General features: G+C 59.3%; 23 protein-coding genes and 1 pseudogene. 17 read left to right on the top strand and 7 right to left on the bottom strand.

The window, feature by feature from the left end; all coding sequences use genetic code 11:
- Window positions 1-31: 31 nt before the first annotated feature.
- A complete protein-coding gene (gene asnB / locus HMPREF2943_RS10050; RefSeq protein WP_070711472.1) occupies window positions 32-1954 on the bottom strand; it encodes an asparagine synthase (glutamine-hydrolyzing) in 1923 nt (640 codons plus the stop codon).
- 354 nt (window positions 1955-2308) lie between these two features.
- On the opposite strand from asnB, the gene HMPREF2943_RS10045 reads away from it, so the two are divergent.
- The 12 genes and pseudogenes from HMPREF2943_RS10045 to HMPREF2943_RS12680 form a co-directional block, all read left to right on the top strand.
- Entirely contained in the window at window positions 2309-3388 is a 1080-nt protein-coding gene (locus HMPREF2943_RS10045; RefSeq protein ID WP_070711471.1) for an aa3-type cytochrome oxidase subunit II, read from the top strand.
- Between the two features lie 19 nt (window positions 3389-3407).
- The gene (locus HMPREF2943_RS10040; protein WP_070445207.1) at window positions 3408-3839 is read left to right on the top strand and encodes an aa3-type cytochrome oxidase subunit IV; all 432 of its coding nucleotides are present in this window, start codon (window positions 3408-3410) and stop codon (window positions 3837-3839) included.
- 585 nt (window positions 3840-4424) lie between these two features.
- Entirely contained in the window at window positions 4425-5009 is a 585-nt protein-coding gene (locus HMPREF2943_RS10035; RefSeq protein WP_010190575.1) for an aa3-type cytochrome oxidase subunit III, read from the top strand.
- A gap of 67 nt (window positions 5010-5076) precedes the next feature.
- Window positions 5077-5964 (top strand): cytochrome bc1 complex diheme cytochrome c subunit, encoded by an 888-nt coding sequence (locus HMPREF2943_RS10030; RefSeq protein ID WP_029159009.1) that lies wholly within the window; start codon window positions 5077-5079, stop codon window positions 5962-5964.
- Window positions 5961-7181, top strand: coding sequence for a cytochrome bc1 complex Rieske iron-sulfur subunit (locus tag HMPREF2943_RS10025; protein WP_070445210.1), 1221 nt, complete (start codon window positions 5961-5963; stop codon window positions 7179-7181). The genes HMPREF2943_RS10030 and HMPREF2943_RS10025 overlap by 4 nt, the downstream gene beginning before the upstream one ends.
- Window positions 7181-8803: a cytochrome bc1 complex cytochrome b subunit gene (locus HMPREF2943_RS10020; RefSeq protein WP_070445213.1), complete on the top strand. Its 1623-nt coding sequence runs from the start codon at window positions 7181-7183 to the stop codon at window positions 8801-8803. The genes HMPREF2943_RS10025 and HMPREF2943_RS10020 overlap by 1 nt, the downstream gene beginning before the upstream one ends.
- A gap of 1252 nt (window positions 8804-10055) precedes the next feature.
- On the top strand, window positions 10056-10691 hold the full coding sequence (locus tag HMPREF2943_RS10015; RefSeq protein ID WP_070445698.1) for a C40 family peptidase: 636 nt from the start codon (window positions 10056-10058) through the stop codon (window positions 10689-10691).
- A gap of 158 nt (window positions 10692-10849) precedes the next feature.
- The gene (locus tag HMPREF2943_RS10010; RefSeq protein WP_070643663.1) at window positions 10850-11923 is read left to right on the top strand and encodes a C40 family peptidase; all 1074 of its coding nucleotides are present in this window, start codon (window positions 10850-10852) and stop codon (window positions 11921-11923) included.
- A gap of 3 nt (window positions 11924-11926) precedes the next feature.
- Window positions 11927-13090, top strand: a complete 1164-nt coding sequence (locus HMPREF2943_RS10005; RefSeq protein WP_070711470.1) for a glycosyltransferase family 4 protein — start codon at window positions 11927-11929, stop codon at window positions 13088-13090.
- Window positions 13083-14039, top strand: coding sequence for an ROK family protein (locus tag HMPREF2943_RS10000; RefSeq protein ID WP_070643669.1), 957 nt, complete (start codon window positions 13083-13085; stop codon window positions 14037-14039). The genes HMPREF2943_RS10005 and HMPREF2943_RS10000 overlap by 8 nt, the downstream gene beginning before the upstream one ends.
- A gap of 66 nt (window positions 14040-14105) precedes the next feature.
- Window positions 14106-14852 carry a lysophospholipid acyltransferase family protein gene (locus tag HMPREF2943_RS09995; RefSeq protein WP_070711469.1) on the top strand — a complete coding sequence of 249 codons (747 nt, stop codon included), beginning with the start codon at window positions 14106-14108 and terminating at the stop codon, window positions 14850-14852.
- A gap of 54 nt (window positions 14853-14906) precedes the next feature.
- A pseudogene (locus HMPREF2943_RS12680) lies at window positions 14907-15095 on the top strand (hypothetical protein); the annotation flags it as partial.
- Between the two features lie 256 nt (window positions 15096-15351).
- On the opposite strand, the gene HMPREF2943_RS12675 reads toward HMPREF2943_RS12680, so the two are convergent.
- Entirely contained in the window at window positions 15352-16614 is a 1263-nt protein-coding gene (locus HMPREF2943_RS12675; protein ID WP_141756103.1) for a glycosyltransferase 87 family protein, read from the bottom strand.
- A gap of 61 nt (window positions 16615-16675) precedes the next feature.
- On the opposite strand from HMPREF2943_RS12675, the gene HMPREF2943_RS09975 reads away from it, so the two are divergent.
- Window positions 16676-17182, top strand: coding sequence for a polyadenylate-specific 3'-exoribonuclease AS (locus HMPREF2943_RS09975; protein WP_070711467.1), 507 nt, complete (start codon window positions 16676-16678; stop codon window positions 17180-17182).
- Window positions 17183-17255: 73 nt separating this feature from the next.
- The gene (locus tag HMPREF2943_RS09970; RefSeq protein WP_070445234.1) at window positions 17256-18644 is read left to right on the top strand and encodes a class II 3-deoxy-7-phosphoheptulonate synthase; all 1389 of its coding nucleotides are present in this window, start codon (window positions 17256-17258) and stop codon (window positions 18642-18644) included.
- 12 nt (window positions 18645-18656) lie between these two features.
- Here HMPREF2943_RS09970 and HMPREF2943_RS09965 read toward each other — a convergent pair whose 3' ends face one another.
- Window positions 18657-19907 (bottom strand): protein kinase domain-containing protein, encoded by a 1251-nt coding sequence (locus tag HMPREF2943_RS09965; protein ID WP_070711466.1) that lies wholly within the window; start codon window positions 19905-19907, stop codon window positions 18657-18659.
- Window positions 19908-19957: 50 nt separating this feature from the next.
- On the opposite strand from HMPREF2943_RS09965, the gene HMPREF2943_RS09960 reads away from it, so the two are divergent.
- Window positions 19958-20356: an Rv2175c family DNA-binding protein gene (locus HMPREF2943_RS09960; protein ID WP_070445241.1), complete on the top strand. Its 399-nt coding sequence runs from the start codon at window positions 19958-19960 to the stop codon at window positions 20354-20356.
- On the opposite strand, the gene HMPREF2943_RS09955 is transcribed toward HMPREF2943_RS09960, so the two are convergent.
- Genes HMPREF2943_RS09955 through HMPREF2943_RS09945 form a run of 3 tightly spaced genes read right to left on the bottom strand, consistent with a single transcriptional unit; the run spans window position 20325 to window position 23572 of the window.
- Entirely contained in the window at window positions 20325-21863 is a 1539-nt protein-coding gene (locus HMPREF2943_RS09955) for an alpha-(1->6)-mannopyranosyltransferase A (RefSeq protein WP_070643677.1), read from the bottom strand. The two genes, HMPREF2943_RS09960 and HMPREF2943_RS09955, sit on opposite strands and share 32 nt — an antisense overlap.
- 1 nt (window position 21864) lies before the next feature.
- Complete coding sequence (locus HMPREF2943_RS09950; protein ID WP_070445246.1) at window positions 21865-22956, bottom strand: polyprenyl synthetase family protein; 1092 nt, start codon at window positions 22954-22956, stop codon at window positions 21865-21867.
- 43 nt (window positions 22957-22999) lie between these two features.
- Window positions 23000-23572 (bottom strand): GNAT family N-acetyltransferase, encoded by a 573-nt coding sequence (locus tag HMPREF2943_RS09945; RefSeq protein WP_070643680.1) that lies wholly within the window; start codon window positions 23570-23572, stop codon window positions 23000-23002.
- Between the two features lie 263 nt (window positions 23573-23835).
- Between HMPREF2943_RS09945 and HMPREF2943_RS09940 the strand changes: the two genes are divergently transcribed.
- Together HMPREF2943_RS09940 and HMPREF2943_RS09935 are read left to right on the top strand one after the other, a co-directional pair.
- Window positions 23836-24279: an SAV_6107 family HEPN domain-containing protein gene (locus HMPREF2943_RS09940; RefSeq protein WP_070643682.1), complete on the top strand. Its 444-nt coding sequence runs from the start codon at window positions 23836-23838 to the stop codon at window positions 24277-24279.
- A 152-nt stretch (window positions 24280-24431) separates the two neighbouring features.
- Entirely contained in the window at window positions 24432-24839 is a 408-nt protein-coding gene (locus tag HMPREF2943_RS09935) for a DUF3040 domain-containing protein (protein ID WP_070643685.1), read from the top strand.
- A gap of 111 nt (window positions 24840-24950) precedes the next feature.
- Here HMPREF2943_RS09935 and HMPREF2943_RS09930 read toward each other — a convergent pair whose 3' ends face one another.
- Window positions 24951-25553, bottom strand: a complete 603-nt coding sequence (locus HMPREF2943_RS09930) for a TetR/AcrR family transcriptional regulator (protein WP_070445258.1) — start codon at window positions 25551-25553, stop codon at window positions 24951-24953.
- Between the last annotated feature and the right edge of the window lie 31 nt (window positions 25554-25584).

Below are 25584 nucleotides of genomic sequence, written 5' to 3'. Positions count from 1 at the left end.
CGAGGGCTTCATTTTTGATTCTCTATTTTTATTAGAGCTTCACGGGGTAATCGCGCTGCTCAATCTTCGGGTCGATGCGCTCTTCCACGAAGATGCCATGCCAAATCATGAAGGACAGCACCGTCCACAGGCGGCGGGAGTGATCGGTGATTCCGTCACGGTGCTCCTTGAGCATCTCCAGAACTTCCTTCTTGTTGAAGATGTCCTCGGTCTGGGACTCCGTGATCTGATCCTGGGCCCATCCATAAAGCTCATCGCCGGCCAACCAGTGGCGCATAGGAACCGGGAAGCCCAGCTTCTTGCGGTGCAGTACGTGCGGCGGGACGATCTGTTCCATGGCTTTGCGCAGCGCGTACTTGGTGGTGCCGTGCGAAATCTTGAGGTCGTAGGGGATAGTTTCCGCGACCTTGAATACTTCTTTGTCCAGGAAAGGAACGCGCAGCTCGAGGGAGTTGGCCATGTTCATCTTGTCGGCCTTGACCAAAATATCGCCGCGCATCCACGTAAACAGGTCGAGGTGCTGCATGCGGGCTACCGGGTCAAAGTCTTGGGACTGCGCATAAATCGGAGCGGTAACCTCGCGGTGGTCCCACTCCGGCTTGGCCCACGGGAGCACCCGCTGGAGTTGCTCGAAGTTGAAGGAGCGGGCGTTGCCGTAGTAACGCTCTTCCATGGTCATGGAACCGCGGTTGAGCAGGGACTTGCCCTTCATTCCCTCGGGGAGGACCTGTGAGAGCTTGCCTAAGCCGCGGCGCAACGGGGAGGGGATCTTCTCGAACGGAGCTAGCGAGAGCGGCTCCTTATAGATGGTGTAGCCGCCAAAAAGCTCGTCGGCACCTTCACCAGACAGCACCACCTTGACGTGCTTACGGGCTTCCTGGGCCACGAAGTACAAGGGGACAAGAGAGGGATCTGCCACGGGGTTGTCCAGGTACCACATGATCTTCGGAACAGCCTCAGCGTATTCCTCGGGGGAGACAATCTTAACGATGTGCTCTACACCAATGGCGGCGGCAGACTCGGCCGCGACGTCGACCTCGGAGTAGCCTTCGCGCTCGAATCCGGTGGTGAAGGTGAGGAGGTCCGGGTTGTGGCGCTTGGCCAAGGCTGCGATGGCGGTGGAGTCAATGCCGCCGGAGAGGAAGGAACCGACGGTCACATCGGCACGCATGTGCTTCTCGACGCTATCCTCCAAAGCCCGCGCAATCCTATCGAAGAGCTTCTGCTCCTCGCCCTGCTTCACAGGTTGAATGGGGAAGCGGGGCTTGAAGTAGCGATCCGATACAACTTTTTCGCCAGGGCGAAGCGTTACGGTGCAGCCAGACTCGACGCGGCGAATAGTGGCGTGGAGGGACTCCGGCTCAGGCACGTACTGCAAGTCCACATAGTGCTCGATGGCGCGCTTATCAAGGCTGAGATCTAGACCCAGTGAATCGGCCATCGACAGGATGCACTTCATTTCAGAGGCGAAAACGGTGCCGGCGTCGGTGGTGGCGTAGTAGAGGGGCTTGATGCCAAACTGGTCGCGCGCGGCGAACATGGTCCGAGTTTCGGTATCCCAGATGACGAAACCGAACATGCCGCGCAGGTGCTCGACAACGTCCTTGCCCCAATGGTGGTAGCCGACGACGATGGGTTCGCCATCGCCCTCTGTATTGAAGGTATAGCCGGCGGCACTAAGCTCTTCGCGCAGCTCCACGTAGTTATAAATTTCGCCATTGAAGGTGAGGGCATAGCGCTCGGGGTTGTCTTCAGGGCCCCAGCGAAGTGGCTGGTTTGAGTGTTCTAGATCGATAATGGATAGACGGTTAAAGCCGAAGGCTGCATCCTCGTCATGCCAGGTGCCAGCAGCGTCGGGGCCGCGGTGGCGCATGCACTGGAGGGATTGCTCGAGGGCCTCCAGGTGCTGGGCGGCATTGCGATCGGCGCTCAGTAGCGCGCAGAGTCCGCACATATACTTGCTTCTCCTTATATATCAAGCTTCATCTTTGACACACTTTACGGCCGGATCTGGAGGATCTGCGAACCCCGCGCCGCGCTCCCCGTTAGGGTGCGAACTTTCGGATGATGTACAGCTATGTGCTCTGTGAATTGGGTCATAGCGGGTAGGGGGAGGGTGGGGTAGTCGGTGTGACCTTGTGCAGGTGGGCCGGTAACATCCCGTACGTTCACTATTTATAGAGCGGAGCCAGCGTCTAATCAGTCCAGTGAAAAGGTCTGAAATTCAGGCAGGATCCTCTATCCTGATTGGGTAGGAATGCTCTGTGAGTATTCGAGAAGTTTGTGTGCACAGAAAGGCAGAACACACGTGGGACAGCGTAAGCAACGCAACCTCGGCCGTAAGGCGGGCCTAGCGGGCGTCATCGCTCTGGGCGGTCTAGCTCTGGCAGGTTGTGACGTCGCAGCACCGACGGCCGTTGAGAACCTCCTTGGTATGGGTTGGCCGAAGGGCGTGACCCCTGAGGCGACCTCGATGTACAACTTCTGGATCTGGGTCTGGGTTGCTGCATGGATCATCGGTTTCATTATGTGGGGTCTGTTCCTCACCGCTATCTTCCGCTGGAATGCGAAGAAGGCTGAGAAGGCTGGTAAGGGCGAGTTCCCCAAGCAGCTGCAGTACAACGTGCCGCTGGAGATGGCTCTGACCATCATTCCGATTCTCATCATTATGGGCCTGTTCTTCTTCACGGTTCAGGCACAGCAGAAGGTGACGGCATTGGATAAGAACCCTGAGGTTACCGTCGATGTCACGGCTTTCCAGTGGAACTGGAAGTTCGGTTACGCCGAGAACAAGGTTGATGGCGAGAACTACGATGGTGCCGATGCTGAGCGCCAGAAGCTCGCTGAGGAATCTTCCATGGATCCGGAGGGTACTGAGAACCCGAACCCGATCCACGGTAAGTCCATGGGCGATATCTCTTACCTCAACTTCAACAAGATTGAGACCGTTGGTACCACCGAAGAGGTTCCGGTGCTGGTTCTGCCGGTAGACACCCCGATTGAGTTCCGCCTCGCCTCCGGCGATGTTTCCCACTCTTTCTGGGTTCCGGAGTTCCTGTTTAAGCGCGATGCTTACGCACACCCGGAGAACAACTCTCAGGAGCGTCGCTTCCAGGTAGAGAAGATTGAGGAAAAGGGCGCCTTCGTTGGTCGCTGTGCTGAGATGTGCGGTACCTACCACGCCATGATGAACTTTGAGATTCGCGTCGTTGACCGCGCAGACTTCAACGAGTACCTCAAGTTCCGTGAGGAGAACCCGCAGGCAACCAACGCCGAGGCTCTCGAGCGCATCGGTGAAGAGCCCTACGCAGTTACCACCGCTCCGTTCAACTCTCTGCGCGACACCCGCGATGCCGACAACTTTGTCGACACCGCTGAGGCGGCATAAGAAAAGGAACTGATAGAAAATGCGTGCAACATCTAAGGTCTTTTATTCCATCGCGACCTACCTCTTCGTGTCGCTCATCGTCTACATCATTGGCGTTAACTACGTCAAGGATGATGGCTACATGTACGGCACCGAGTGGGTCGGCATCGTGGGCATGGTCCTCGCTATGCTGCTCTGCCTCATGCTGGGTGGCTACCTGCACTTCACCGATAACCGTTCCGACATCGCGCCGGAAGATTGGGAAGAAGCGGAGACTGAAGACGCAGCTGGTATTCTCGGCTTCTTCTCTCCCAGCTCCATCTGGCCGCTGTGCATGACCGGTTCAATCGCAGTTCTTGGTCTAGGCATTATCTTCCTCTACTTCTGGATGATCATTTTGGGCGCAGTCCTGCTAGTCACCTCCGTGACCGGCCTGTCTCTGCAGTATGGCCTTCCGAAGGAAAAGCACTAAGGCTTAACCTTTTCTGCCGCGCTTTCTAGCGTCACGACTTCTCAAGCCTCCGCCACACCTCGTGGCGGAGGTTTTGTCGTTGATAAGACTGCGTCGTACTGCGTTGCGGAAAGTTCCCAACAAGTCGAAAAAATATCGCTATGGGTGGGGCGCTGGGGGAAGCAGGCTGCCGCCGAAAGCGTGTACCTGGAGGTCTGGGCTTAGAATTCCAGCACGTTAACGGCCATTTTTACGGGGGTCAACCGAAAGTTGCAGTCCTGCACTTTCGCCTATGGGGGTGGGTGTGATTTATCTCATTAGGGAAGGTCCGCCCCGTGCCGGATTGCGGGCGAACCGTACCTCTTCTTGTCCTGTTGCTGGCTTCACAACATGCGTTGCCAAGTCTCACTACCTGCAGGGATGGGGCGTCGTAAAGCGCGCTAAAAAGTTCCCGACTACTTCCTGGAAGATTTATAGTTCCTGTCCGGGGTGAAAACTGTGAAGGTCTAGGTCGTGGCCTCAAAAAAATCGGGGGGAAATGAGATGACTTATGCGGTCAGACCAGCCATACTGTTAGGCGTGACGAGCGTAGTTTCTAACCAAGGTATGGCAGCACCACGTGTTGCCGCGCTGAACCGACCCAACATGGTCAGCGTCGGCACCATCGTGTTCCTGTCTCAGGAATTGATGTTCTTTGCTGGACTGTTCGCGATGTGGTTCACCTCGCGTGCGAACGGCCAGGAGGGTGACTGGGCAGAGCACACGGCGCACATCAACGTGCCCATGGGCTTCCTCATTACGAGTGTCCTGGTTCTTTCCTCCGTGACCTCTCAGTTCGGCGTGTTTGCAGCAGAAAGGGGTGACGTTTACAAGCTCCGACTCTGGTACTCGGTAACCATCGCGTTGGGTGTTGTCTTCTTGGGCATCATGGCGTTCGAGTGGACAGAGTTGATCATGGCAGGTCTCACTGTTCAGTCCAGTGTCTTCGGATCGGTCTTCTACATCCTGACCGGTTTCCACGCGGCACACGTGACTGCGGGTCTGATCGCCTTCGGAATTATCTTGGCGCGCATTGCTCGCTCCAAGTTCACGCCTGCACAGGCCACCGCGGCAATGGCAGTGTCTTACTACTGGCACTTCGTTGACGTTGTGTGGATTGGCGTGTTCGTAGTCATCTACCTAGTTCAGTAGGCCGTAGTCGCCGGAGAATAGCCGGCCTACAGTCATTCATCTCCATGTACGAGTTATCTAAAGGAAAATGATGGATAACATCCAGCAGCCCGCCGCAGTGGAAGACACCACTGCCGCGGCTAAGAAGACCCGCCGTCGCCGCAAGGCGAAGCGCACGCTTGCTGGCGTCTTTGCATTGAGCATCGGGCTCACCGGCGCAGGTGTCTTGGCTTCCGCCCTGACCCCTGACGCACAGGTGGCCACCGCCGCAAAGGATGACCAGGCACTCGTTCAAGAGGGCAAGGACATCTACGAAGTCGCTTGTATCACCTGCCACGGTGCGAACCTGCAGGGTATCCAGGACCGTGGTCCTTCCCTCGTTGGTATTGGCGCCGGCTCCGTGTACTTCCAGGTTCACTCCGGCCGTATGCCGATGATGTCCAACGACGCTCAGGCCGAGCGCAAGACTCCGCGCTACACCGAGCAGCAGACCCTGGCGCTTGCCGCCTACGTCGCTGCCAACGGTGGCGGTGCCGACATCGTCTACGACGAGGATGGCTCCGTTGCGCAGGAGTCCCTGCGTGGCGCTAACTACAACGGCCAGATCCAGGCCGAGGACGTAGCAAAGGGCTCCGAGCTCTTCCGTATGAACTGCGCGTCCTGCCACAACTTCACCGGTAGGGGAGGCGCTCTTTCCTCCGGTAAGTTCGCGCCGCCGCTCGACCCGGCCAACGAGCAGGAGATCTACCAGGCAATGCTGACCGGTCCGCAGAACATGCCTAAGTTCTCTGACCGTCAGCTGACCGCAGATGAGAAGAAGGACATCATCGCCTACCTCAAGTCTGCGAAGGAAACCCCGTCTCCGGCTGGTTGGTCGCTCGGCGGCCTCGGTCCGGTGGCTGAGGGCCTGGCAATGTGGATCATCGGCATCAGCCTTCTGTGCGTTGCCGCTATGTGGATTGGATCTCGCTCATGAGCAACGTAAAGAAGAATTACTCTCGTAAAGAGCTCGATGCTATGAGCAACGACGAGCTCGCAGCGCTCGGTACCGAGCTGGATGATGTCACCGTCGCATTCCGCAAGGAGCGCTTCCCAGTCGAGGGCGATCCCGCTGAGAAGCGCGCTGCTGGCAATGTCACCTTCTGGCTGATCATCTCCGTCCTGATGGGTATCGCTTTCCTCGGCGTGTACCTCTTCTGGCCGTGGGAGTACAAGATGTTGGGTGAGGATGGCCTGTGGTGGCACACCCTGTACACCCCGCTGCTTGGCCTGACCTCTGGTCTGTGCATCCTGGGCCTGGGCTTTGCCATTGTTCAGTACGTCAAGAAGATTCTCCCCGAGGAGATTTCCGTTCAGCGTCGTCACGATGGCCCCTCTGATGAGGTTGACCGTCGCACGCTGACCGCGCTGCTGAATGATTCCTGGACCACCTCGACTCTGGGTCGTCGTAAGACCATCAAGGGTCTGCTCGGTGGTGCCGGCGTTCTCTTCGGCCTGACCGTTATCGCTCCGCTCGGCGGCGCTATCAACAACCCGTGGAAGAAGCGCCACGACTTGGACTACACCGGTGATGGCACCCTGTGGACCTCCGGCTGGACCATGCACGAGAAGGGCGTCAAGCTCTATCTCGCTCGCGACACCGGTACCATCGCAGAGATGCACGAGGGTGAGTCCGGCTCTCACTACACCACGCGTGGCGTCACCCGCCTGGTGCGTGTTCGCCCGGAGGATCTGGCTGCCGGTGGTATGGAGACTGTCTTCCCGCTGGCTGCTGAGGATGTCAATGATGGTGCGGAGTACTCCGAGGACAAGGACGTCTACACCAACCACATGCACTCCATCCATGGCAACCGTAACGCCGTGATGCTCATCCGCCTGCGCAACGATGACGCCAAGAAGGCCATCGAGCGCAAGGGGCAGGAAGACTTCCACTACGGCGATTACTACGCCTACTCCAAGATTTGTACCCACATTGGTTGCCCGACCTCGTTGTACGAGGCTCAGACCAACCGCATTCTTTGCCCGTGCCACCAGTCGCAGTTCGATGCTCTGCACTACGGCAAGCCGGTCTTCGGCCCAGCCGCCCGTGCGCTGCCGCAGCTGCCGATTGACGTGGACGAAGAGGGCTACCTCATTGCTAAGGGCAACTTCATCGAGCCCGTCGGACCTGCATTCTGGGAGCGTAAGTCATAATGAGTAACAAACTTGCACAGATGGGTAACAACATGGACGAGCGGTACTCCGCCGCCGGCGTCCTGCGTACCCAGCTCAACAAAGTCTTTCCCACTCACTGGTCCTTCATGCTCGGTGAGATGGCACTGTACAGCTTCATCATCTTGGTGCTGACCGGCATCTACTTGGCGCTGTTCTTCGATCCTTCCATCACGAAGGTCATCTACGACGGCGGCTACACTCCGCTGAACGGCGTCGAGATGTCCCGTGCTTATGCAACGGCTCTGGATATTTCCTTTGAGGTGCGCGGCGGCCTGTTCGTTCGCCAGATGCACCACTGGGCAGCACTCATGTTCATGATGTCCATGATTGCCCACATGCTGCGTATTTTCTTCACCGGTGCGTTCCGCCGCCCGCGTGAGGCCAACTGGATTATCGGTTGCGCTCTGATCCTGCTGGGCATGGTCGAGGGCTTCCTCGGTTACTCCCTTCCGGATGACCTGCTCTCCGGTGTTGGTCTGCGAATCATGTCCGCCATCATCCTGGGTCTGCCGATTATCGGTACCTGGCTGCACTGGGCCATCTTCGGTGGCGACTTCCCGTCCGACCTGATGCTGGACCGCTTCTACATCCTGCACGTGCTGGTTATCCCGGGCATCATCCTGGGTCTCATCGCAGCGCACCTCATCATGGTCTGGTTCCAGAAGCACACCCAGTTCCCTGGACCGGGTCGCGCTGAGAACAACGTTGTCGGTGTCCGCATTATGCCGGTCTTCGCCACGAAGGCCATCGGCATGGGCATGATGGTTGCCGGCGTGCTGGCTCTTATCTCCGGTCTGATGACGATTAACGCCATCTGGAACCTTGGCCCGTACAACCCGTCCCAGGTCTCCGCTGGTTCCCAGCCGGATATCTACATGCTGTGGACTGACGGTGTTGCTCGTGTCATGCCGGCATGGGAGCTCTACATCGGCAACTACACCATTCCGTCTGCATTCTGGGTCGCACTGCTCTGTGGCCTGATGGTTGTCCTGCTCTTCGCCTACCCCTTCATTGAGAAGAAGCTGACGGGCGACGACGCTCACCACAACCTTCTGCAGCGCCCGCGTGACGTTCCGGTTCGCTCCGCTATCGGTGCGGCTGCCATCGTCTTCTTCCTGCTGGTAACGCTGTCTGGTGGTAACGACCACGTGGCACACTTCTTCCAGATCTCGCTGAATGCGATGACCTGGGTTGGCCGTATCGGTCTGATTGTCCTGCCGCCGATTGCATACTTCATGACCTACCGCATCTGCGTTGGTCTGCAGCGCTCCGACCGCGAGGTGCTGGAGCACGGTATTGAGACCGGCGTTATTAAGCAGCTGCCGAACGGTGCCTTCATCGAGGTTCACCAGCCGCTCGGCCCGGTCGATGACCACGGCCACCCGATTCCGCTCGAGTACGCTGGCGCCCAGGTTCCGAAGCAGCTTAACCAGCTTGGTCTGGCTGACTCCGAAACGCAGGGTATCTTCTCCACCGATGACCCGGCCATCGTGTCCCGCGTCAACGAGATTCGCCACGAGAACCACGCTGAGGAGACGGAGATGTTCCGTCAGCTCAACGAGGCTAACCGTCGCGATGACGAGGAGAATGGCCGCATCTAGCGCCTTCACTCACTGAAACACGCTCACAGAGCCCGCACCGCCTTCCGAATAATAGGGAAGGGTGCGGGCTTTCAGCGTTTTATTGCATGAGGTGTATTAGGTGAAGTCTCGTCGGCCTTTTCCTTACCTACCCCGACGGGCATTTGCGGTCTTCCGCTTGCCTGACTTCCCTCACGCTGTGATCTCCACGAAGTAGGTGGGGTAGGGGGCCTTCTATCTGTGCGTGTGCAGCGCGGGTAGAGCGTGACCTATATTGAGCAGTGAGTCTCGTCCATGCGATGGACGGGACGCTTTCTCATTCTTGCCGCTTATGCGGGCCGTTGAGCCCTTTTGCATTCCCTAATCTGTTCTTTCGGCGATACCGTCGCTCGAGATTGAGCGCTCGGCGTCGGCCGGAAGTACTTCAAGGGAAGAGGTAGGGGCAATTGCTGAGTCAAGCGGCAAGTCCCAGCGTTCATGATTCTCTTCGGCTTCGCGCGTCCTTAGTAGTTGATTTCAAACAGTGCGCTAGTTCTCCCCTGGCCGGAATCGCTGCGTTGAGCGTCGTGCGTGACTAGTCAGTCCGCTTCCCGTGCTTCTCTCTATATATGGCTACTGTTGCATCAGCGTTGTTCGCTAGTGATGGTAGGCGGAATGCGTGCGGGCCTGGGAGGGCGGATTTCCTTCTGCGATTAGTGTCGTTTGAAGCTCGGATGAGAGTTGGTGGTGGGTCAAATGGGGCTTTTGTTAAAGCGCATTACGGCGGTGTGACGAAGGTTACACAGCCAGTTTTGTGGAGCTTTTCTGTTGGCGTAGTGTGGCAATGGTCTAGGGGGCGGCGCGTGTTCCTGAGGCTCTGATATCGCTGCTCAGGGCAAGCTTCCGGCGATAGTTATTGTGCATTGGAGTGGAAGAATTGTGCACTATGTCGTTTAGGTTGCCATTTGATAACAGGACGGTAACGGAGTCGGTTTTGCGTTTCTGACTCGACATTGCTTGTGATGGTTTCGTAACCTATTCGAGACATTGAGTTACCGACACGGTGTACACATCACCGGTGCTCAATACGAACTGAAGATTTAAGCGCCGCGTCTGGCCCCTCCTAAAAATTCGGGGGCCGAGTGGAGATGGCTCTACAGGAATGGGTCATCGTCGAACACTAGGCCCGTCCCTTGGGTCAGAGCTTTCATCCGCGTTGCAGAGAAGATAGACACAAGATTTGTCCTCTTGGCGGAGAAAAGTAGGCGCGCAGGAAGATTTGGAGTTTAAATTCGTGGCTAAGCACCGTCGTCAGGGCAACCTGAACACCCGTCGCATTGCATCCACCGCTGCTATCGCAGCAACCGCAGCGGTTGTCACCCCGGCAGCCGCCAACGCCGCCGAGGTTGTCGTCCCGAACACCGACATCCGCTTCGACGTTGCCGGCCTGGAGAGCGTCCCGAACATTCAGCAGCTGCCGAACGTTGACCGCTACATCCCGGCTTTCAAGGCTAACCAGGGTGGCGGCTACGCCGCTGCTGTTGAGACCCCGGCCGCCGCAGCCCCGGCCCCGGCACCGTCCCAGTCTGTTGGTGAGAAGGTGCTCGCAGCCGCTCGTTCCGCAATCGGTTCCCCGTACGTCTACGGTGCTAATGGTCCGAGCGCCTTCGATTGCTCTGGTCTGACATCCTGGGCCTACCAGCAGGCTGGCGTGTCCATCCCGCGCACCTCCCAGGCGCAGGCTTCCGCCGGTACCCCGGTGTCCCTCGATGCGCTGCAGCCGGGCGACATCATCGTGTACTACTCCGGTGCATCCCACGTCGGCATCTACGCTGGCAATGGCACCATCATTGACGCTCTGAACTCCGGCACCCCGGTGGGCGAGCGCTCCCTGCACTACATGCCGATTCACTCCGCAGTTCGCTTCTAAGCGCGCTGGGTAGTCTTTTCAACCCCTTCCGCTGTTCTTGCCATGTTGATGGTGAGGGTAGGGAAGGGGCTCGGCTATTCTTGTAGCCGTTATGTTTTTGCTCGACTGAGGGTATGATCCAGTCAGCTATTAACCTTCTCTAAGTTTCGGGGGTACCCATGTCGCGTCGTGGCCTTGCGTGTGCGGTCGCTGCACTTGCCTTGAGCACCGTTCCAGTAGCCGTCCTTTCACCATCGGCTATGTCCCAGGAGGTTTCTCCGGAGCAGCAAGAAAGCACCCCGCAAGCGCAGGAGCCTGAAGATCTCCCTGGCCTCATTGAGCGTATGGCGGACGTCGCCCAGCGCGTGTCTGCCAAGGGTGAAGAGGTCAAGGGGCTTGAGGATGAGCTCGCCGAGTCGGAGAAGGCCATTGAAGAGTTGGACCGCAAGGCCGAGGAAGCGCACCGCAGTTCCGAGGACGCCTCCGCGGCGGTAGCTGCGCAACAGGAACGCATCGATGCGCTCGCGCAAAAGCGTTATCGCAGGAATGCTGCATCGACCTCAGTTTCGGCTGCTCTTAACGCCAATGACGTCGCCAGCGCGGTCGAGCGCATGGGCTACCTGGGCGCGTTGTCCAAGGCTGCGAAACGTGAAGAAGTTGCGATGGTAGCTGCCTCTGCCGCCGCAGATGATGCGCACCAGGAAGCTGTCGATGCTGCCGCGGAAGCCCGCCGCAAGCGTGATGAATTGCAGGAACAGCGGGATACTGTTCTCAAGGAAAAGGCCGAGCTGGAGGAACAACAGAAGGAACTAGAAGTCACCGTTGATGGCCTCAGCCCCGAAGCGCGGGAGGCGTGGATCCAGCACTTCGGCGGGTCTTCCGGTCTTGACTTAGCCGCGTTGGCTGATGGCTCTGGCTCCGCCGCCGTCGAGGCCGCTCTTACCCGCATCGGCGCTCCCTATGGGTGGGGTGCTACCGGTCCCGATGCCTTTGACTGTTCGGGTCTCATGGTGTGGAGCTACCAACAGATGGGCAAGAGCATTCCACGTACCTCCCAGGCGCAGCTTGCCGGTGGCACTCCAGTGCCGATGGATCAGCTGCAGCCAGGGGACATCGTGGGCTACTATCCCGGCGTGACCCACGTGGGAATGTATATCGGGGATGGCCAAGTGGTTCACGCCTCCACCTATGGTGTGCCCGTGGCCGTGGTGCCGCTTAATTCCATGCCCGTCCAAGGCGCCGTTCGTTACTAGGTTATGGCGCGCACCCTCCTCGTTACCAATGACTTCCCGCCTACTATTGGCGGGATTCAGTCCTATCTTCGAGATTTTCTAGCCAACCTCAACCCGCAGGATGTCGTGGTCTTCGCCTCGACTCAAGATAGTGACGCTGCCGCGGAGTATGACGCGACGCTGCCCTATACCGTGGTCCGCTGGCCACGCAGCATTATGTTGCCGACGCCCGCCACAGCTCGTCGTATGCAGCAGCTCATTCGTGAAAACAACATTGAGACAGTCTGGTTTGGTGCTGCAGCTCCGCTGGCGCTTATGGCGCCGTCCGCGCGTGCGGCTGGGGCAAGCCGCATTGTGGCAACGACGCACGGGCATGAGGTGGGGTGGTCCATGCTTCCCTTGGCGCGGCAAGCCTTGCGCAGAATCGGTCAGAATGCCGATGTCATCACGTATATCTCTGAGTACACGCGCAACAGGCTCGAGCCCGCGTTCGGCACGCGTGCCCGGTGGGTGCACCTGCCCTCGGCGGTCAACCTAGAGGATTTCACCCCGGCTACTACGGAAGAGAAACAAGCAGCACGGGAGCACTTCGGGCTAGGCCCAGGCCCGGTCATCGTCTGCATCTCCCGCCTGGTCCCGCGGAAAGGCCAAGACCAGCTGCTGCGCGCAATGCCGGAAGTGCGCGCGCGAATTCCAGATGCCCAGTTGCTCATCATCGGGCGCGGTCGTTATGAGTCGACTGTGCGTGAGCTTGCGCGCCTGTACTGCCCGGACGCCGTGGTGCAGGAAGCACGGGATACGGCGGAATTGCGGATGGCGCTACACGCCGCCGACGTGTTTGCCATGCCGGCGCGCACCCGGGGTGGCGGCCTCGACGTCGAAGGCCTGGGAATTGTCTACCTAGAGGCGCAGGCGGCGGGCCTACCAGTCGTTGCAGGGGATTCCGGCGGTGCGCCGGAGACAGTAACGCCGGAGACGGGCATAGTTGTGCGCGGTTCCTCGGTGCCGGAGCTTGAGCTAGCGTTGTGCACGCTGCTTGGCGACGTCCCCGGCGCCCACCGTATGGGGGAAGCTGGACGGCGCCACGTGGAAGAGCATTGGACGTGGGAGATTATGGGCGCACGATTGCGTGAGGTTCTTGAATGTGATCGTGGGCAGGACGCGGTATATCCTACTAGTCATGCTTGAACACTTTCCCTCCGCTGAAGGCGGCCACGCTGGCCTCACCATCGGGTTCGATATCGGTGGAACCAACCTGCGTGCTGCGGTGATTGATCCCTCCGGAGAGATTGTGGATTCGCTGAGTGTGCCCACCGCCACGGATGCGCAAACACTCGAAGATGACATCGTGCGCTGCGTAGACAATCTGGCCGCATCCCATGACATCGAGGCCGTGGGGCTTGCTCTCGCAGGCTTTTTGGATCCCGAGTGTGAAGTCGTTCGTTTCGCACCGCATTTGCCGTGGCGTGATGCCCCAGTACGCGAGATCCTCAGCAACCGTATGGACATCCCGGTTCGCCTAGAACACGATGCTAACTCGGCTGCTTGGGGGGAATGGCGCTTCGGTGCTGGACGGGGTGCGAAGGACTGGGTCTTTTTTGCCGTGGGAACCGGCATTGGTGCCACGCTTTTTACTAACGGCACAATCTACCGAGGAGCTTTCGGTACCGCACCAGAGTTTGGGCACCTTGTCGTGTCACCGGGTGGGCGCCTGTGCTCCTGCGGCAAGCGTGGTTGCCTCGAGCGTTACGCCTCCGGCACCGCATTGCCGGATACCTGCGAGGAATTGCGCGGCGACTATGATACCGCCCTTCCGCTAAACCCCTCCGGCGAGGAGATCACCGCTGCGGCTCGACAAGGTGATCCACTGGGATTGGCCGTCATGGAGAACTTCGGCCAGTGGCTCGGGCAGGGGTTGTCCATGGTGGCAGATGTGCTCGATCCAGAGCTGATTGTAATCGGCGGCGGGGTGTCCCAGGACGCGGATCTTTACCTAGATCAAGCGCGGGAGTCCATGGCTAGCCAGATTGTCGGGGCCGGTCACAGGCCCCTGGCCCGAGTCGCAACCGCGAAGTTGGGTTCGGCGGCAGGTATGATCGGAGTCGCTGATCTCGCCCGCCAGGAGCACCGAGGTTAACACCGCACATTTTTCTTTCACCGGGCAGCACTGCCTGTTCGGCACATACAGATAGGACTATAAGCGATGCGAAACAAGTGGTACTGGGCCTTCAAGCACATCTTTTTCGGCCCGGCCCTTCGAGTGTGGAACCGCCCATGGTCCGAAGGAATGGATCGCATCCCGGAGTCCGGACCGGCTATCTTGGCCTCCTCCCACCAAGCGGTGATGGATTCCTTCTACTTCCCGCTTCTGTGCCCGCGGCAGATTACCTTCTTGGCAAAGAGCGAGTATTTCACTACCCCCGGCTTCGTCGGCCGCATGCAAAAGTGGTTCTTTAGCTCGGTCGGGCAGGTGCCGATTGACCGCGTCAACAAGGACGCTAGTGACGCGATGCTGGCGAGCGCGGAACGCATTATTGGCCGCGGAGATCTTTTTGGCATCTACCCGGAGGGAACTCGCTCACCTGATGGGCGTATCTACAAGGGGCGCACCGGCATGGCGCGCATCGCGCTGACCACGGGTGAAAAGGTCATTCCGATCGCCATGATCAATACCCGGAAGGCCAACCCGATCGGTTCGTGGATTCCGCGCCCAGTTCGCGTCGGCATGCGCGTGGGAGAGCCCATCGACCCCCGAGCATGGGCCGCTGAGCGTAACCTCGACCCGCAAGATCACGCCACCGCTCGTGCCTTTACGGATTACGTGATGAAGCAACTCTCGGAATTGACGGGCGAACCTTATGTCGACGTGTACGCTTCCGATGTCAAGGCTTCCTTGCAAGCCGGACACGGCTACCCGGAAGGGGCCGAGCCCGGTTCGGAGGCGCGGTAATCAGTGACTTCCTCCCCCAAACAGCGATTAGCCTGACCCGATGTAGCAAAGGGGATCTCCATCTTGGGCGTCGTGCTGTTGCACATCACGCTCACGGTTCCAGAATCCAAGGACACGTGGCTGGCTGCCTTCAACGTGTGGCTGGACCCCTTGCGTTTGCCTTTGTTCTTTTTGGTGAGCGGCTTCTTCGCACAAAAGGTGTTTCGCTTCAGCTTCGCAGAGCTTTTCACGCGCCGCCTATTTCCGGGATGCCATTGCTGCATTCACCTCCGCCATCGAGGCACCGTTTAAGGGAACGTGGGATCATCGTAGCTTCTGGGCATATTCCGGGAGGATCGTGGCCTATGCCATCGGATTTTTCACCCGCCGCGCGTGGGATAACTACTCAGCGCCTGACCGTTCTTTATGGCTACCCCATGGCGCTCCACCCGCGGGAGGTCACCCTGGCGGGTCAATGGCCACTGGAAAATACTTGGTTCTGGCTCAGCATGTGCGTGCTCTATTGCGCTGTTGCGTCCTTGGCCCTATGGGCCCTAGGCAAGGTACCCGTCTTGGGCTGGACGCTGACCCCACCGCCGACTGGAGCCAGTCGGCGGAAGAAGGAACCTTCCTCCGCAGGTGTGAGCTTGAGCCAGCAGCTCAACGCAACGAGGAATACGACAAGCAAGAAGTAGTCATTGCCCGGAATCTGCTGCCACCACGACCACGTAAGTTCGAGTTGCTCACCGTGGGGGACAAGCCAGTGACCGCGGGCTAGAAGAACTAGCCATGTGAGGCTGGCAATGAACCAGCGGCGGCGGGCAGTCAGATACACCGCCGCCAAGCACAGCCACGTGAAGTGGTGCGACCATGAAACAGGTGAACACAGCAGCGCTGCCGACGAGGCTAGCAGCAGAAGCTCAATCTGTGAGGATGTGCGCTCCATGACCCACCACAACGTCGCCACGATGAGGAGGCACCCGACTATCCAGAGGGCTGTTGCTTGCTCAGGGATGACGCGGCTGAGCAGGCCCCGGAGGGATTGGTTGCTGGAGTAGGTCAGTGTGCCGATGCGGGAGGAATCCCGGATGGTATCGCTCCAATACACCGTGGAGCTTGCCGGCGAAGCGAGGTGGCCCACCACGCCGCAGACCGCAAAGGAACCTAGGGCCGTAGTGAAAGCACGCCACTCGCGGCGGATGACAAAGACCGCAAGGAAGACCGCCGGGGTTAGTTTGATAGCCATAGCCACGCCGCTAAGGGCTCCACGCCACGGGCTCCGCGAGTTCAGCAGCAGGCAATCGACAATGACCATCGCTGTCAACAGGAGATTGACTTGGCCGAAGCTGAGAGTATCGATAACGGGCTCGCACAGCAGACACACACAGAGCGCCCACGAAGACCACCAGCCGGGCCTGTGAGTGGTGCAACTCCGAGAAAGGACGGCGTAGAGGCAGCCCCAGAGCGCTGCCACCGATGCCGCAGTGAGGAGAAGTGAGAGTAGCCACAGCGGTATCCACGACACCGTGGCAAAGAGCACTGCGGCAAAAGGCGGGTACGTAAAGGGCAGTGAGACGCCGTTGTCGAGTACATAGCTTTGCGTGTAGAGATTCTCTCCGCGCAGCAGCGCGCGCCCTCCTTCACGATATACATCGAGGTCAACGTGGTAATAGGGAAGCACGGAGCCGTCGCTGAATAACGCTGCAGGCTGGATAATCCACGGTAGGGCTGCCAGCCCAGCGATGATCAGGGGGAGAAAGGGAGAGGAAAGGGCTTTCTTCACGCCGCTGAGTATAGGCCCCCAGTGGCAAGGCAGCTCTAGGCGGCAGACTAGGATACGGGGCGTGCGCTACTTCTACGACACCGAATTCATTGAGGACGGATCGACCATCGAGCTGGTCTCCATCGGTATTGTCGGGGAAGACGGAAGCGAGTACTACGCGGTGTCCACAGATTTCGACCCCGCGAAGGCTAATGTGTGGGTGCGGGAGAACGTCTTGGATAAATTGCCAAGCCCCGCAGACCCAGTTTGGAAATCACGTGAGACCATCCGCGAAGAGCTCTTGAAATTCTTAGGCCGGCATTCCACGCCCATTGAGCTGTGGGCTTGGGTAGGAGCCTATGACCACGTGGTCCTCGCACAACTGTGGGGAGACATGGCTAGCCTGCCCAAGGGGATGCCGCGCTATACCCGCGAACTGAAGCAGTATTGGGAGTTTGCTGGCCGCCCTAAGCTGCCTCCAGTACCCAATGGCAACCACGATGCGTTGGTCGACGCCCGCCATAATCTGGCTAAGTTTCGAGTCTGCGAGCAGCAATTGCCGCTGACTAGGGGCAACCGCGTGCATTAATCGTGAATTAATACCGCGGCCGAAAAGTCCATTAACTAACGCGTGACAGGCCCAAGATGGTTAAATACTGGGTGTGAGTTGGACAGTAGATATTCCCAAAGAAGTGCTTCCTGATCTGCCGCCGCTGCCGGAGGGGATCAATGAGAAGTTCCAAGACGCCATTTCCCGCGAGGCAAAACAGCAGCCGAGCTGGGATCAGCTGCAGGCTGATAACGTGCGCAAGATTCTTGAATCCGTACCGCCTATCGTCGTGGCCCCGGAAGTTGAGGATCTCAAGCGCAAGCTTGCCGACGTCGCCTTGGGCAAAGCCTTCCTCCTCCAGGGTGGCGATTGCGCCGAGACCTTCGAATCCAACACTGAGCCGCACATCCGCGGCAACATCAAGACGCTGCTACAGATGGCCGTGGTGTTGACCTACGGCGCGTCCACTCCGGTAGTAAAGCTGGGACGTATCGCCGGCCAGTACGCGAAGCCGCGCTCCTCTGATCTGGACGCGAACGGCTTGTACAACTACCGCGGTGACATCGTTAACGGCGTGGAAGCTAACGAAGAGTCCCGCCGCCACGATCCTGCCCGCATGATTCGCGCCTACGCGAACTCCTCGGCGGCAATGAACCTGGTCCGGGCGCTGACCCACTCCGGAACCGCAGACCTGTACCGCCTCCACGAGTGGAACCGCGAATTCGTGGCTAACTCCCCGGCGGGTGCGCGCTACCAGGCGCTGGCGGATGAGATTGAGAACGGCCTGGCCTTCATGAACGCCTGTGGGGTTTCGGACGAGACCCTGCGCTCGGCGGAGATTTACTGCTCCCACGAGGCGTTGTTGAAGGACTACGAGCGTTCCATGCTCCGACTGGGCACGGATCTCAACGGCGAAACCAAGCTTTATGACTTGTCTGCACACCAGCTGTGGATTGGTGAGCGTACCCGTGGTCTTGAGGACTTCCACGTGGCCTTTGCTTCCATCATTGGCAACCCCGTGGGCATCAAGCTTGGCCCTGGCGTGACGCCGGAGCAGGCAGTGGAATACGCGGAGAAGCTTGACCCGAACCGTGAGCCGGGCCGCCTCACCATGATTGCCCGTATGGGCCACGATAAGGTGCGCTCCGTGCTGCCCCCGATCATCAAGGCAGTGGAGGACTCCGGCCACAAGGTTGTGTGGCAGTCCGATCCTATGCACGGAAATACCTTCACGGCATCGAATGGTTACAAGACCCGCCACTTCGACAAGATCGTCGACGAGGTCCAAGGCTTCTTCGAGGTCCACCGTGAACTGGGCACCCACCCGGGCGGCGTGCACCTGGAGTTCACCGGTGAGGACGTCACCGAGTGCCTTGGCGGCGCTGAGGACATCACGGATGTGGATCTGCCGGGCCGCTACGAGTCCGCCGTGGACCCGCGCCTAAACACCCAGCAATCGCTGGAGCTGTCCTTCCTTATCGCTGAGATGCTGCGCAACTAGAAGCTGCGCAGGCTAATACGGCCTCCAGAGAATCGGCCACGTGCCGTATTCTCCGGAGCCGAACCACCAAGCCGCCACGGCGACGGCCAAGGTGGCGAGGCCGACGAGGACGAGGAAGCCAATGAGGGCTATCGCGCTGCGGTTGCTCAAGGGCCGTTCTTCCGGCTCTTCCTCGGCCCCGGCTGGGGGAACGGGGGCAGAAGGCTCCGGTATCGCAGGGGAGGGTACCGGGGGCTCGACAGGCGCGGCTGGCGGGAGGAAGGCGTCGTTGCGCGGCTCTACCTGGGTTTCCCGAGTTGGGGGCTGGGGCGCAGGGATAGCTGAGGTCGCTTCAAAGACCCGGGTATTATCCGTGCCCGAAAAATCCGTTGGCACGGCAGCAGTACGTGCGGCAGCTGAGTTCCGCGGAATGGGGACAGTGAACTTCGGGAGCTGTAGCTCGCGGGAGACATCATCCAAGGCATCGAGGAATTCGCCGGCATCCGCAAACCTTTCGGCTGGCTGGCGTGCAGTGGCGGTGGCCACGAGAGCGTCGAAAAGCATGGGTACCCCCTCGATGCGGGAGGAGGGCGCCACCACATCCTCGTGCACGCGCGCGGTGGCGTGCGCCAGCGGGGTATCGCCGTGGAAGGGGACTGTGCCGGTCAATAGTTCAAAGAGCACGATTCCCGCGGAGTACACGTCGGAGGCCGGCGTGATATCCGCGCCAGTGACCTGCTCGGGGGAGAGGTAGCTGACGGTACCGACGATCTGGCCGGAGCTATCGTGCTCCGCCTTGGCGGAGCGAACCAGACCGAAATCACCGACCTTGACGCGGTGGCTATCCGTGATCAGAACATTGTCCGGCTTGATATCTCGGTGCACGAGGCCGGCATGGTGGACTTCGGTGAGCCCGGCCAGCACGGAGTGCATGACGCCGGCTGCGGCATGCGGCGGCATGGGTCCGCGTTCCGCAAGGAGCTCGCGCAAGGTACCTCCGGTGATGAGCTCCATGATGAGATAAATGGGTAATCCATCCGCGGAAAAGTCATGTACGGCGACGAGATTGGGGTGGCTCAGCTGCGCCATCGCGCGTGCTTCGCGTTCGAAGCGGGTGACGAAGACGGGGTCATCGTGATAGCGCTCATCCATCACCTTGGCCGCCACTGCGCGACCCAAACGCATGTCAACGCAGCGATACACGGTGGACATGCCGCCGCGAGCGATCGGCTGATCGATGCGGTAGCGTCCCTCAAGAATGTCGCCCACGTTCAGCCTTGTCATGGATTCCAGTATGGCTGATCGGCGCCCCAAAGTGTGATCCGGCTACAGTTGTGTCCGTGACTAAGTCTGAGAAAAACACCGAGAATCCGCACCCAGAACTGCCGCAGCTCCTCGCCGGGGAAAAGCTGCTGACGCTGAAGGAGGTCGCTGAAAGGCTCGATCTCCCGATCACGCGTGTCTTCGATCTTCTCAATGCGCGCAAGTTCATTGTGTGGCGCAATGCCGAGGGAGAGCGCCTCGTTCCGGAAGCATTCTTCAACGCCAAAGGCGTCATTTCCAAGCATGTGTCTGGAGTGATTACGGTCCTCTCCGACAACGGGTGGGGCGATAACGAGATTCTGGCGCACCTATTTACCGAAGATGATTCTTTGCCAGGCCGCCCCATTGACGCGCTGCACGGGCACCTGGCGCGCGAGGTTATTCGGCGCGCACAGGCTTCGGCTTTTTAGAACCCTCATCGGGCTTCGGGGCCGCGGTGGTGCGTGGAACACCATCGAAAATCCATTGCGTTGCTGACCAAGCTACGACCACCATGGCGATATCCCAGAACCAGTTATAAAGCTGGTGGTTCCCGTCGCCGGCAAAGGCGACGCCGATGAAAATAGCCACGCCGGTGGTGAGCTTGATCAAGGGCAATGGCGGGCGGAACGTTCCCATGAGCGTGAGCACGGAGGCGTAGTACCAGGGCAGCGTCACAGAGTTGAAGACGAATGCCACCTGGTAGGCGGCGGCCGTGGCGGCGATAGCCCGGCGCACGCCCATGCGACCCCACCACCATACGAGGACGAGGCCGAGGATCATGAGGATCATCGCAGCCGAGCGCAGCGCGGTGAGCACACCGTTATAGGTGGTATCGGGGGAGAAGACCTGGATGAGCGGCACGAGGATGTCAGCCAGCAGGGTAGGGCCAGCTAGAGGGTTGATGACCTTGGAATTGCCGCTGATCTGTGACAGCCAGCCCCACGAGCTTCCCGACACCCACGTAATCGCCGCCACCGCCAGTGCGACCTCCACCACGGCAAGGAAGCCGGACAGGAGGAAGACTCCGAAGCGCTTGATGGGCTTCGTCCCCTTTGGGGCCCAGTGGTGCAGCATGAGCCACACGATAAAAGGTGCGGCGAAGACAGCGGTGGCCTTGAGGGAGACTGCCACACCGACGAGAAGGAGGCTGACATGGAACTTGTGGTGCACTGCAGCAAGCAAGCCCAGCGATACTAAACCCACCATGACTGATTCGTTGTGCATTCCACCGATGAGGTGCAAGAGCATCACTGGATTCGCCACGCCCAACCAGAGCGCGAGGGCAGGATCGCCTCCGATGCTTCGGGCTAGCCGTGGAATTGACCAGGCGATAGCTGCAAAACCCAGGACCGAAATTGCCTTGTAAACGATGATGCCCGCGGCGACGTTTTCTCCTACCAGGTGGGTTACACCATTGCCCATCCACAGATGCAAGGGGCCATAAGGGGTGGTGGTGTTGCGCCAGTCGTGGGAGACCTCCAAGAGGAAGGGACCAGGGTTCACCGCCGCGCCTTCGACATAAGGGTCGAAGCCATCACGCACCATCGCACCTTGCATGAGATAGGAATACACATCGCGAGAAGCCAGCGGTGCCGCACACAACAAAGGGGCAACCCAGCACAGCAGCATCCGACGAATATCGGACAGCGCGCCGTCTGGTTGTGGGTTCTTCAACTGCGGGGCAATGAAGTAGCGGCCGGCTAAAACCCATGCGGCAACCAAACCGAAAAGGCCAACCCAATAGAGGACCATGCCGATGTTGCGGCCATGGCCATAAGCCAGAAAGCCGATATTGAGCGCCTCAAGGAATCCACCGCGATTGCGGGTAGCGCCACCGGAGAAAGAGGCAAGCGCCAGCACGACAGCGGCGATGATGCCCAAAGGCAGGGGATGGGGAATGCGCAGGGGCACGCGCGTGGTTGTGGGACGAGCCATGCTACATCCGGCGGGCCGTGGACTTGTGAGCCAGCTCTTCCAGAGTCTTCGTAACCTCGGGGGAAACCTGAGCATTGTGAAGGTGGTCAAGGCCCGAGCGCGTGAGATCGTTGATGCGCTGCTCGACGACATCCGGTGCACCCGAATCCGCAATGATCTGCGCCATGCGGGCAATCTCTGCGGGATCCTCTGTCTGACCGATGAGGCGACGCAATTCCGCAGCCGCGGCGGGATCGGAGGCATCCGCGCGCTGCAGTGCCAAGGACAAGAGGACTGTGCGCTTGCCCTCGCGCAAATCATCACCGGCCGGCTTGCCGGTCACGGCGGGGTCACCGAAGACCCCCAACAAATCATCGCGCAGCTGGAAGGCGACCCCGATGTCTTGGCCGTAGCCGCGGAAAGCAGCGACGAGCTTTTCGGGGGCGCCGGCTATGGCTGCGCCCAAGTGCAGGGGGCGCTCAATGGTGTAGGCGGCGGTCTTGAAACGGTTGACGGAATCAGCCAACGTGGCGTCCTCAGAACCTTCCGCTTCGAGGCAGATATCCAGCATCTGCCCGCCGATTACCTCGCGGCGCATAGCGCGCCAAGGGGCGCGGGCACGCGCGAGTGCCTCAGGGCTCAGGCCGGAGTCTTGGAGCATGTCTTCCGCCCAGACCAGAGCCATGTCACCCACGAGGATGGCAAGGGACTGGCCGAAGAAATCAGCATCGCCGTGGAAGCCGAGTTCGCGATGGCGGGCTGCTACGCCACGGTGAACGGTTGGGTTACCGCGCCGAGTATCGGAGGCATCCACGATGTCATCGTGGATCAGGGCGCAGGCTTGGATGAACTCCAAGGATGTGGCTGCGCGGAGCATGGCCTGCGGGGACTCCGACCCTTCCAGCCCGCGTGCGCCGATAAAACCTGCCCATGCGTAGAGGGGACGGATGCGCTTGCCGCCATCCAGCACGAAGGATTCCAAATAGGAAATCGCGTTGGTTACCGGAGCGCCGATGGATGCGATGGCATCACGCTGGCGGTCTAGAAAAAGCGCGAGCTCCTCGCGTACGGCTGCGGGAATTTCGTCCAAGGAAGGTATCTGCGGTGTAGTCACGCTTGCCACTTTACCTGGGCAGGTTCAGGGCTAAGGCGCCAGGTTAAGTGGTGTCGGTTGGCGCGAGCGGCACAGTAGATTGCAGGATTGCGAAGGGGCGGGAATCAGCGGGGTAATGGAGGTCGCGCAGGAAATCGCCAAAGCCCATCTTGCGGTAGAGCCCAAAGGCGGAGTTGGCTTCATGAGGAACTTCTGGTGTGGAGAGCAAAATATAGCGAGCGGGAAGATTCCAGGCTAAGGCTTCTAGTAGTGCGCGGCCCAGGCCGTGGCCTTGTTTCGCGGGGAGCACGTGGATTTCTGCCAGCTCGAAGTAATTGTGGAGAATCTCTTCTTGCTCTGGGGTAGGGCCGCCGCAGGCGGCGAGTGCACGGCGGAGCTGTTTATCCCACCAGGTATCGGGGGTGCCTAGGAAGCCGTAGGCAAAGCCGGCGATGCCATATTCATCGGTGGCCACAACGCAGGAAAACCCTGGGCGTATGAGATCTGCGCGCCATCGTGAGATGGACCCCTCGCGCACCGAGGGGTTGTAGTCCATCGCTGCAATGTAGATATCTACCAAGTGCGGGAGGGCAATGGCGAACTCTTGGGGGCTTAAGCGGCGCAGCGTGTAACTCACATGTCTAATAACAACAGATTCTCGCGGTATGTGAAAGCACTCGGGGAAACTTCCATCAAGCGTCGTGGTGTGCGTGTTCGAAAACATTCGAAATGATGCTTTAAAACCATTGTTTAATTCGAACACGTGCTCTAAAATTGGAGGTGGATGTAGGAAGGTGGTTTTAAGGTGAATCGCAACAACGAACAACAGCAGACAATCAACAGCATCAACGGCACAGTCTTTATCGACAAACTGAGGAAGAAGCCCAAGGGGGAGAGGACATGGCACAGGTAATCTCAGCAACAGCGGCGGCCCGCAGCCGGAACCGTGAGGCTATGCAGCGGGTGCAGCGAGACCGTTTTGTGAACCAAGCACTAGACCTCTTAGCGGATGCGCGGAGAAGCGCAGCGGAGGGAAGCTTTACGGATGCATTGGAAATGGCTTACCGCGCCTCGCTACGTGCAGCCGGGGCACGCGTGGCGGCGTCCACGGTGTCGCGCCGCCGGCGCTTGCCTACTTCCGCCTGGGAGCAGGTGGCTCTCATTGGCCTGGCTGATGCGCAGTGGGCAGAGGAGTTTAAGGAGTACTCCCGTGTGCGCTCACGTGTGGCCTCTGGGCTAGATCCGGTCCCTGAGCCGGATTCGGTTTATCAGTACTTAGCGCTTGCCGCACGTTATGTGGATGCGACTGAGTCCGAGCTGGGCTTCGGGGTAATGGCGGCCTAAGACTGGGGCCGGGGTCATAGGCCGTGAGGGGTAGTGTGGCCAAATTATGGACTGTCTTTGTGGGAACTATCTCGCTATCCTTGACGTTATAGAGGTAGTAATCCACATTCCCAGTATTACTACCTAAACCCCAACCCATTACGGAGGACGCTGTGGCCCTTTCTGAGCACGAACAGCAAGCGCTGCGTGAAATTGAACAGTCGTTGCTGGCCAATGATCCTGATTTTGGCGCGTCTGTGTCCGGTGAAACTTCTTTCGGCGGAAACTCGGGTGCCCTCACCCTCCGCGGCGTGGCCTTGATTGTTGTTGGCCTCTGCATGATGGTGGGCGGTATCGCGTTGGCTCAGCAATCTCTGTGGTTTGTCAGCCTCTCCGTCCTTGGCTTCCTCGTTATGTTCGGCTCCGGTGTCTGGATGCTGCGCGGAAAGTCTGAAGATTCTCTGGTTGCAGTCGGCACGCATGCCCCTGCGCGCGGGCACAACAAGCAATCCAAGAAGGGCGGCAGCGGCGTTGGAAACCGCCTGGAAGACAATTTCCGCCGTCGCTTTGAAGAACGCTAGGCCCCAAATAAGGCGCTCATGGGCGTTGTATAGATAGCTGTACTCTCGCCCCGCAGCCCTCCGCGTTAATTCGCGGAGGGCTGCTTTGCTCTTAGCTGTTCTTAGTCGGTTTTATCTGTCCTGGTCTGCTCTCATCCGCGGAGGAGGGTGGGGCACAATGGCATCGGCCATTGCATAGAGAGTCTGTGTCGCGCTATCGAGCTGCTCCGGAGAGCGCTCCGCTAGCTCCGAAGCCCGAAGGATGGCTGCGTTGAGCAGCGAAATGTCTACCGCGGAAATACCGGGACAGAACGCATCAACGATGGAGGCGAAGCCGTCATGAGAGCGTTGCACTTCCTCGTCAGCAAAAGCTCGGGGGAAGTGTTGAGCGGCAGTCATCAAATGACCGTGAGCCCCATGAACAAAGAGCTCGAGTGTGGCGTCCACATAGGCGCGGAGGCGTTTCGTGGGTTCAGGGGGAGCCACCTTCATGGCGGCCTCGAGCTGTTCATTCCACAACTGTGTGGCCTGGATGAGAAGCTGCACCAGTAAATCGTGTTGAGAAGACACATATCGATAGACACTGGGGCGAGCAAGCCCAACCTCCGCAGCTACCTCGGCCAAGGTCGGTACCGCACCACGGTTGTTGATGATCAACCTTTCGGCAGCCTCCAACACCGCGCGGTGCTGGACGGCGCGGTGCTCGGCTACTGTCGTTTCAGTGATCTTTGGCATGCGCGTAATTCTACGTTAAGCTGCGCATTCT

The organism is Corynebacterium sp. HMSC072D12 (genome assembly GCF_001813925.1).
Lineage (GTDB): Bacteria > Actinomycetota > Actinomycetes > Mycobacteriales > Mycobacteriaceae > Corynebacterium > Corynebacterium aurimucosum.
Note: the sequence above shows the minus strand (reverse complement) of the source record. Positions and strands in the feature narration are given on the sequence as shown.

Excerpts from the sequence above, each read along its gene's own strand:
- HMPREF2943_RS10010 (WP_070643663.1), top strand. The coding sequence starts at position 10,850 with ATGTCGCGTCGTGGCCTTGCGTGTGCGGTCGCTGCACTTGCCTTGAGC.
- HMPREF2943_RS10000 (WP_070643669.1), top strand. The coding sequence starts at position 13,083 with ATGCTTGAACACTTTCCCTCCGCTGAAGGCGGCCACGCTGGCCTCACC.
- HMPREF2943_RS09995 (WP_070711469.1), top strand. The coding sequence starts at position 14,106 with ATGCGAAACAAGTGGTACTGGGCCTTCAAGCACATCTTTTTCGGCCCG.
- HMPREF2943_RS09940 (WP_070643682.1), top strand. The coding sequence starts at position 23,836 with ATGGCACAGGTAATCTCAGCAACAGCGGCGGCCCGCAGCCGGAACCGT.
- HMPREF2943_RS09955 (WP_070643677.1), bottom strand. The coding sequence starts at position 21,863 with ATGGCTCGTCCCACAACCACGCGCGTGCCCCTGCGCATTCCCCATCCC.
- HMPREF2943_RS10030 (WP_029159009.1), top strand. The coding sequence starts at position 5,077 with ATGATGGATAACATCCAGCAGCCCGCCGCAGTGGAAGACACCACTGCC.
- asnB (WP_070711472.1), bottom strand. The coding sequence starts at position 1,954 with ATGTGCGGACTCTGCGCGCTACTGAGCGCCGATCGCAATGCCGCCCAG.
- HMPREF2943_RS10040 (WP_070445207.1), top strand. The coding sequence starts at position 3,408 with ATGCGTGCAACATCTAAGGTCTTTTATTCCATCGCGACCTACCTCTTC.
- HMPREF2943_RS10025 (WP_070445210.1), top strand. The coding sequence starts at position 5,961 with ATGAGCAACGTAAAGAAGAATTACTCTCGTAAAGAGCTCGATGCTATG.
- HMPREF2943_RS10020 (WP_070445213.1), top strand. The coding sequence starts at position 7,181 with ATGAGTAACAAACTTGCACAGATGGGTAACAACATGGACGAGCGGTAC.
- HMPREF2943_RS10035 (WP_010190575.1), top strand. The coding sequence starts at position 4,425 with ATGGCAGCACCACGTGTTGCCGCGCTGAACCGACCCAACATGGTCAGC.
- HMPREF2943_RS09930 (WP_070445258.1), bottom strand. The coding sequence starts at position 25,553 with ATGCCAAAGATCACTGAAACGACAGTAGCCGAGCACCGCGCCGTCCAG.
- HMPREF2943_RS09965 (WP_070711466.1), bottom strand. The coding sequence starts at position 19,907 with ATGACAAGGCTGAACGTGGGCGACATTCTTGAGGGACGCTACCGCATC.
- HMPREF2943_RS10005 (WP_070711470.1), top strand. The coding sequence starts at position 11,927 with ATGGCGCGCACCCTCCTCGTTACCAATGACTTCCCGCCTACTATTGGC.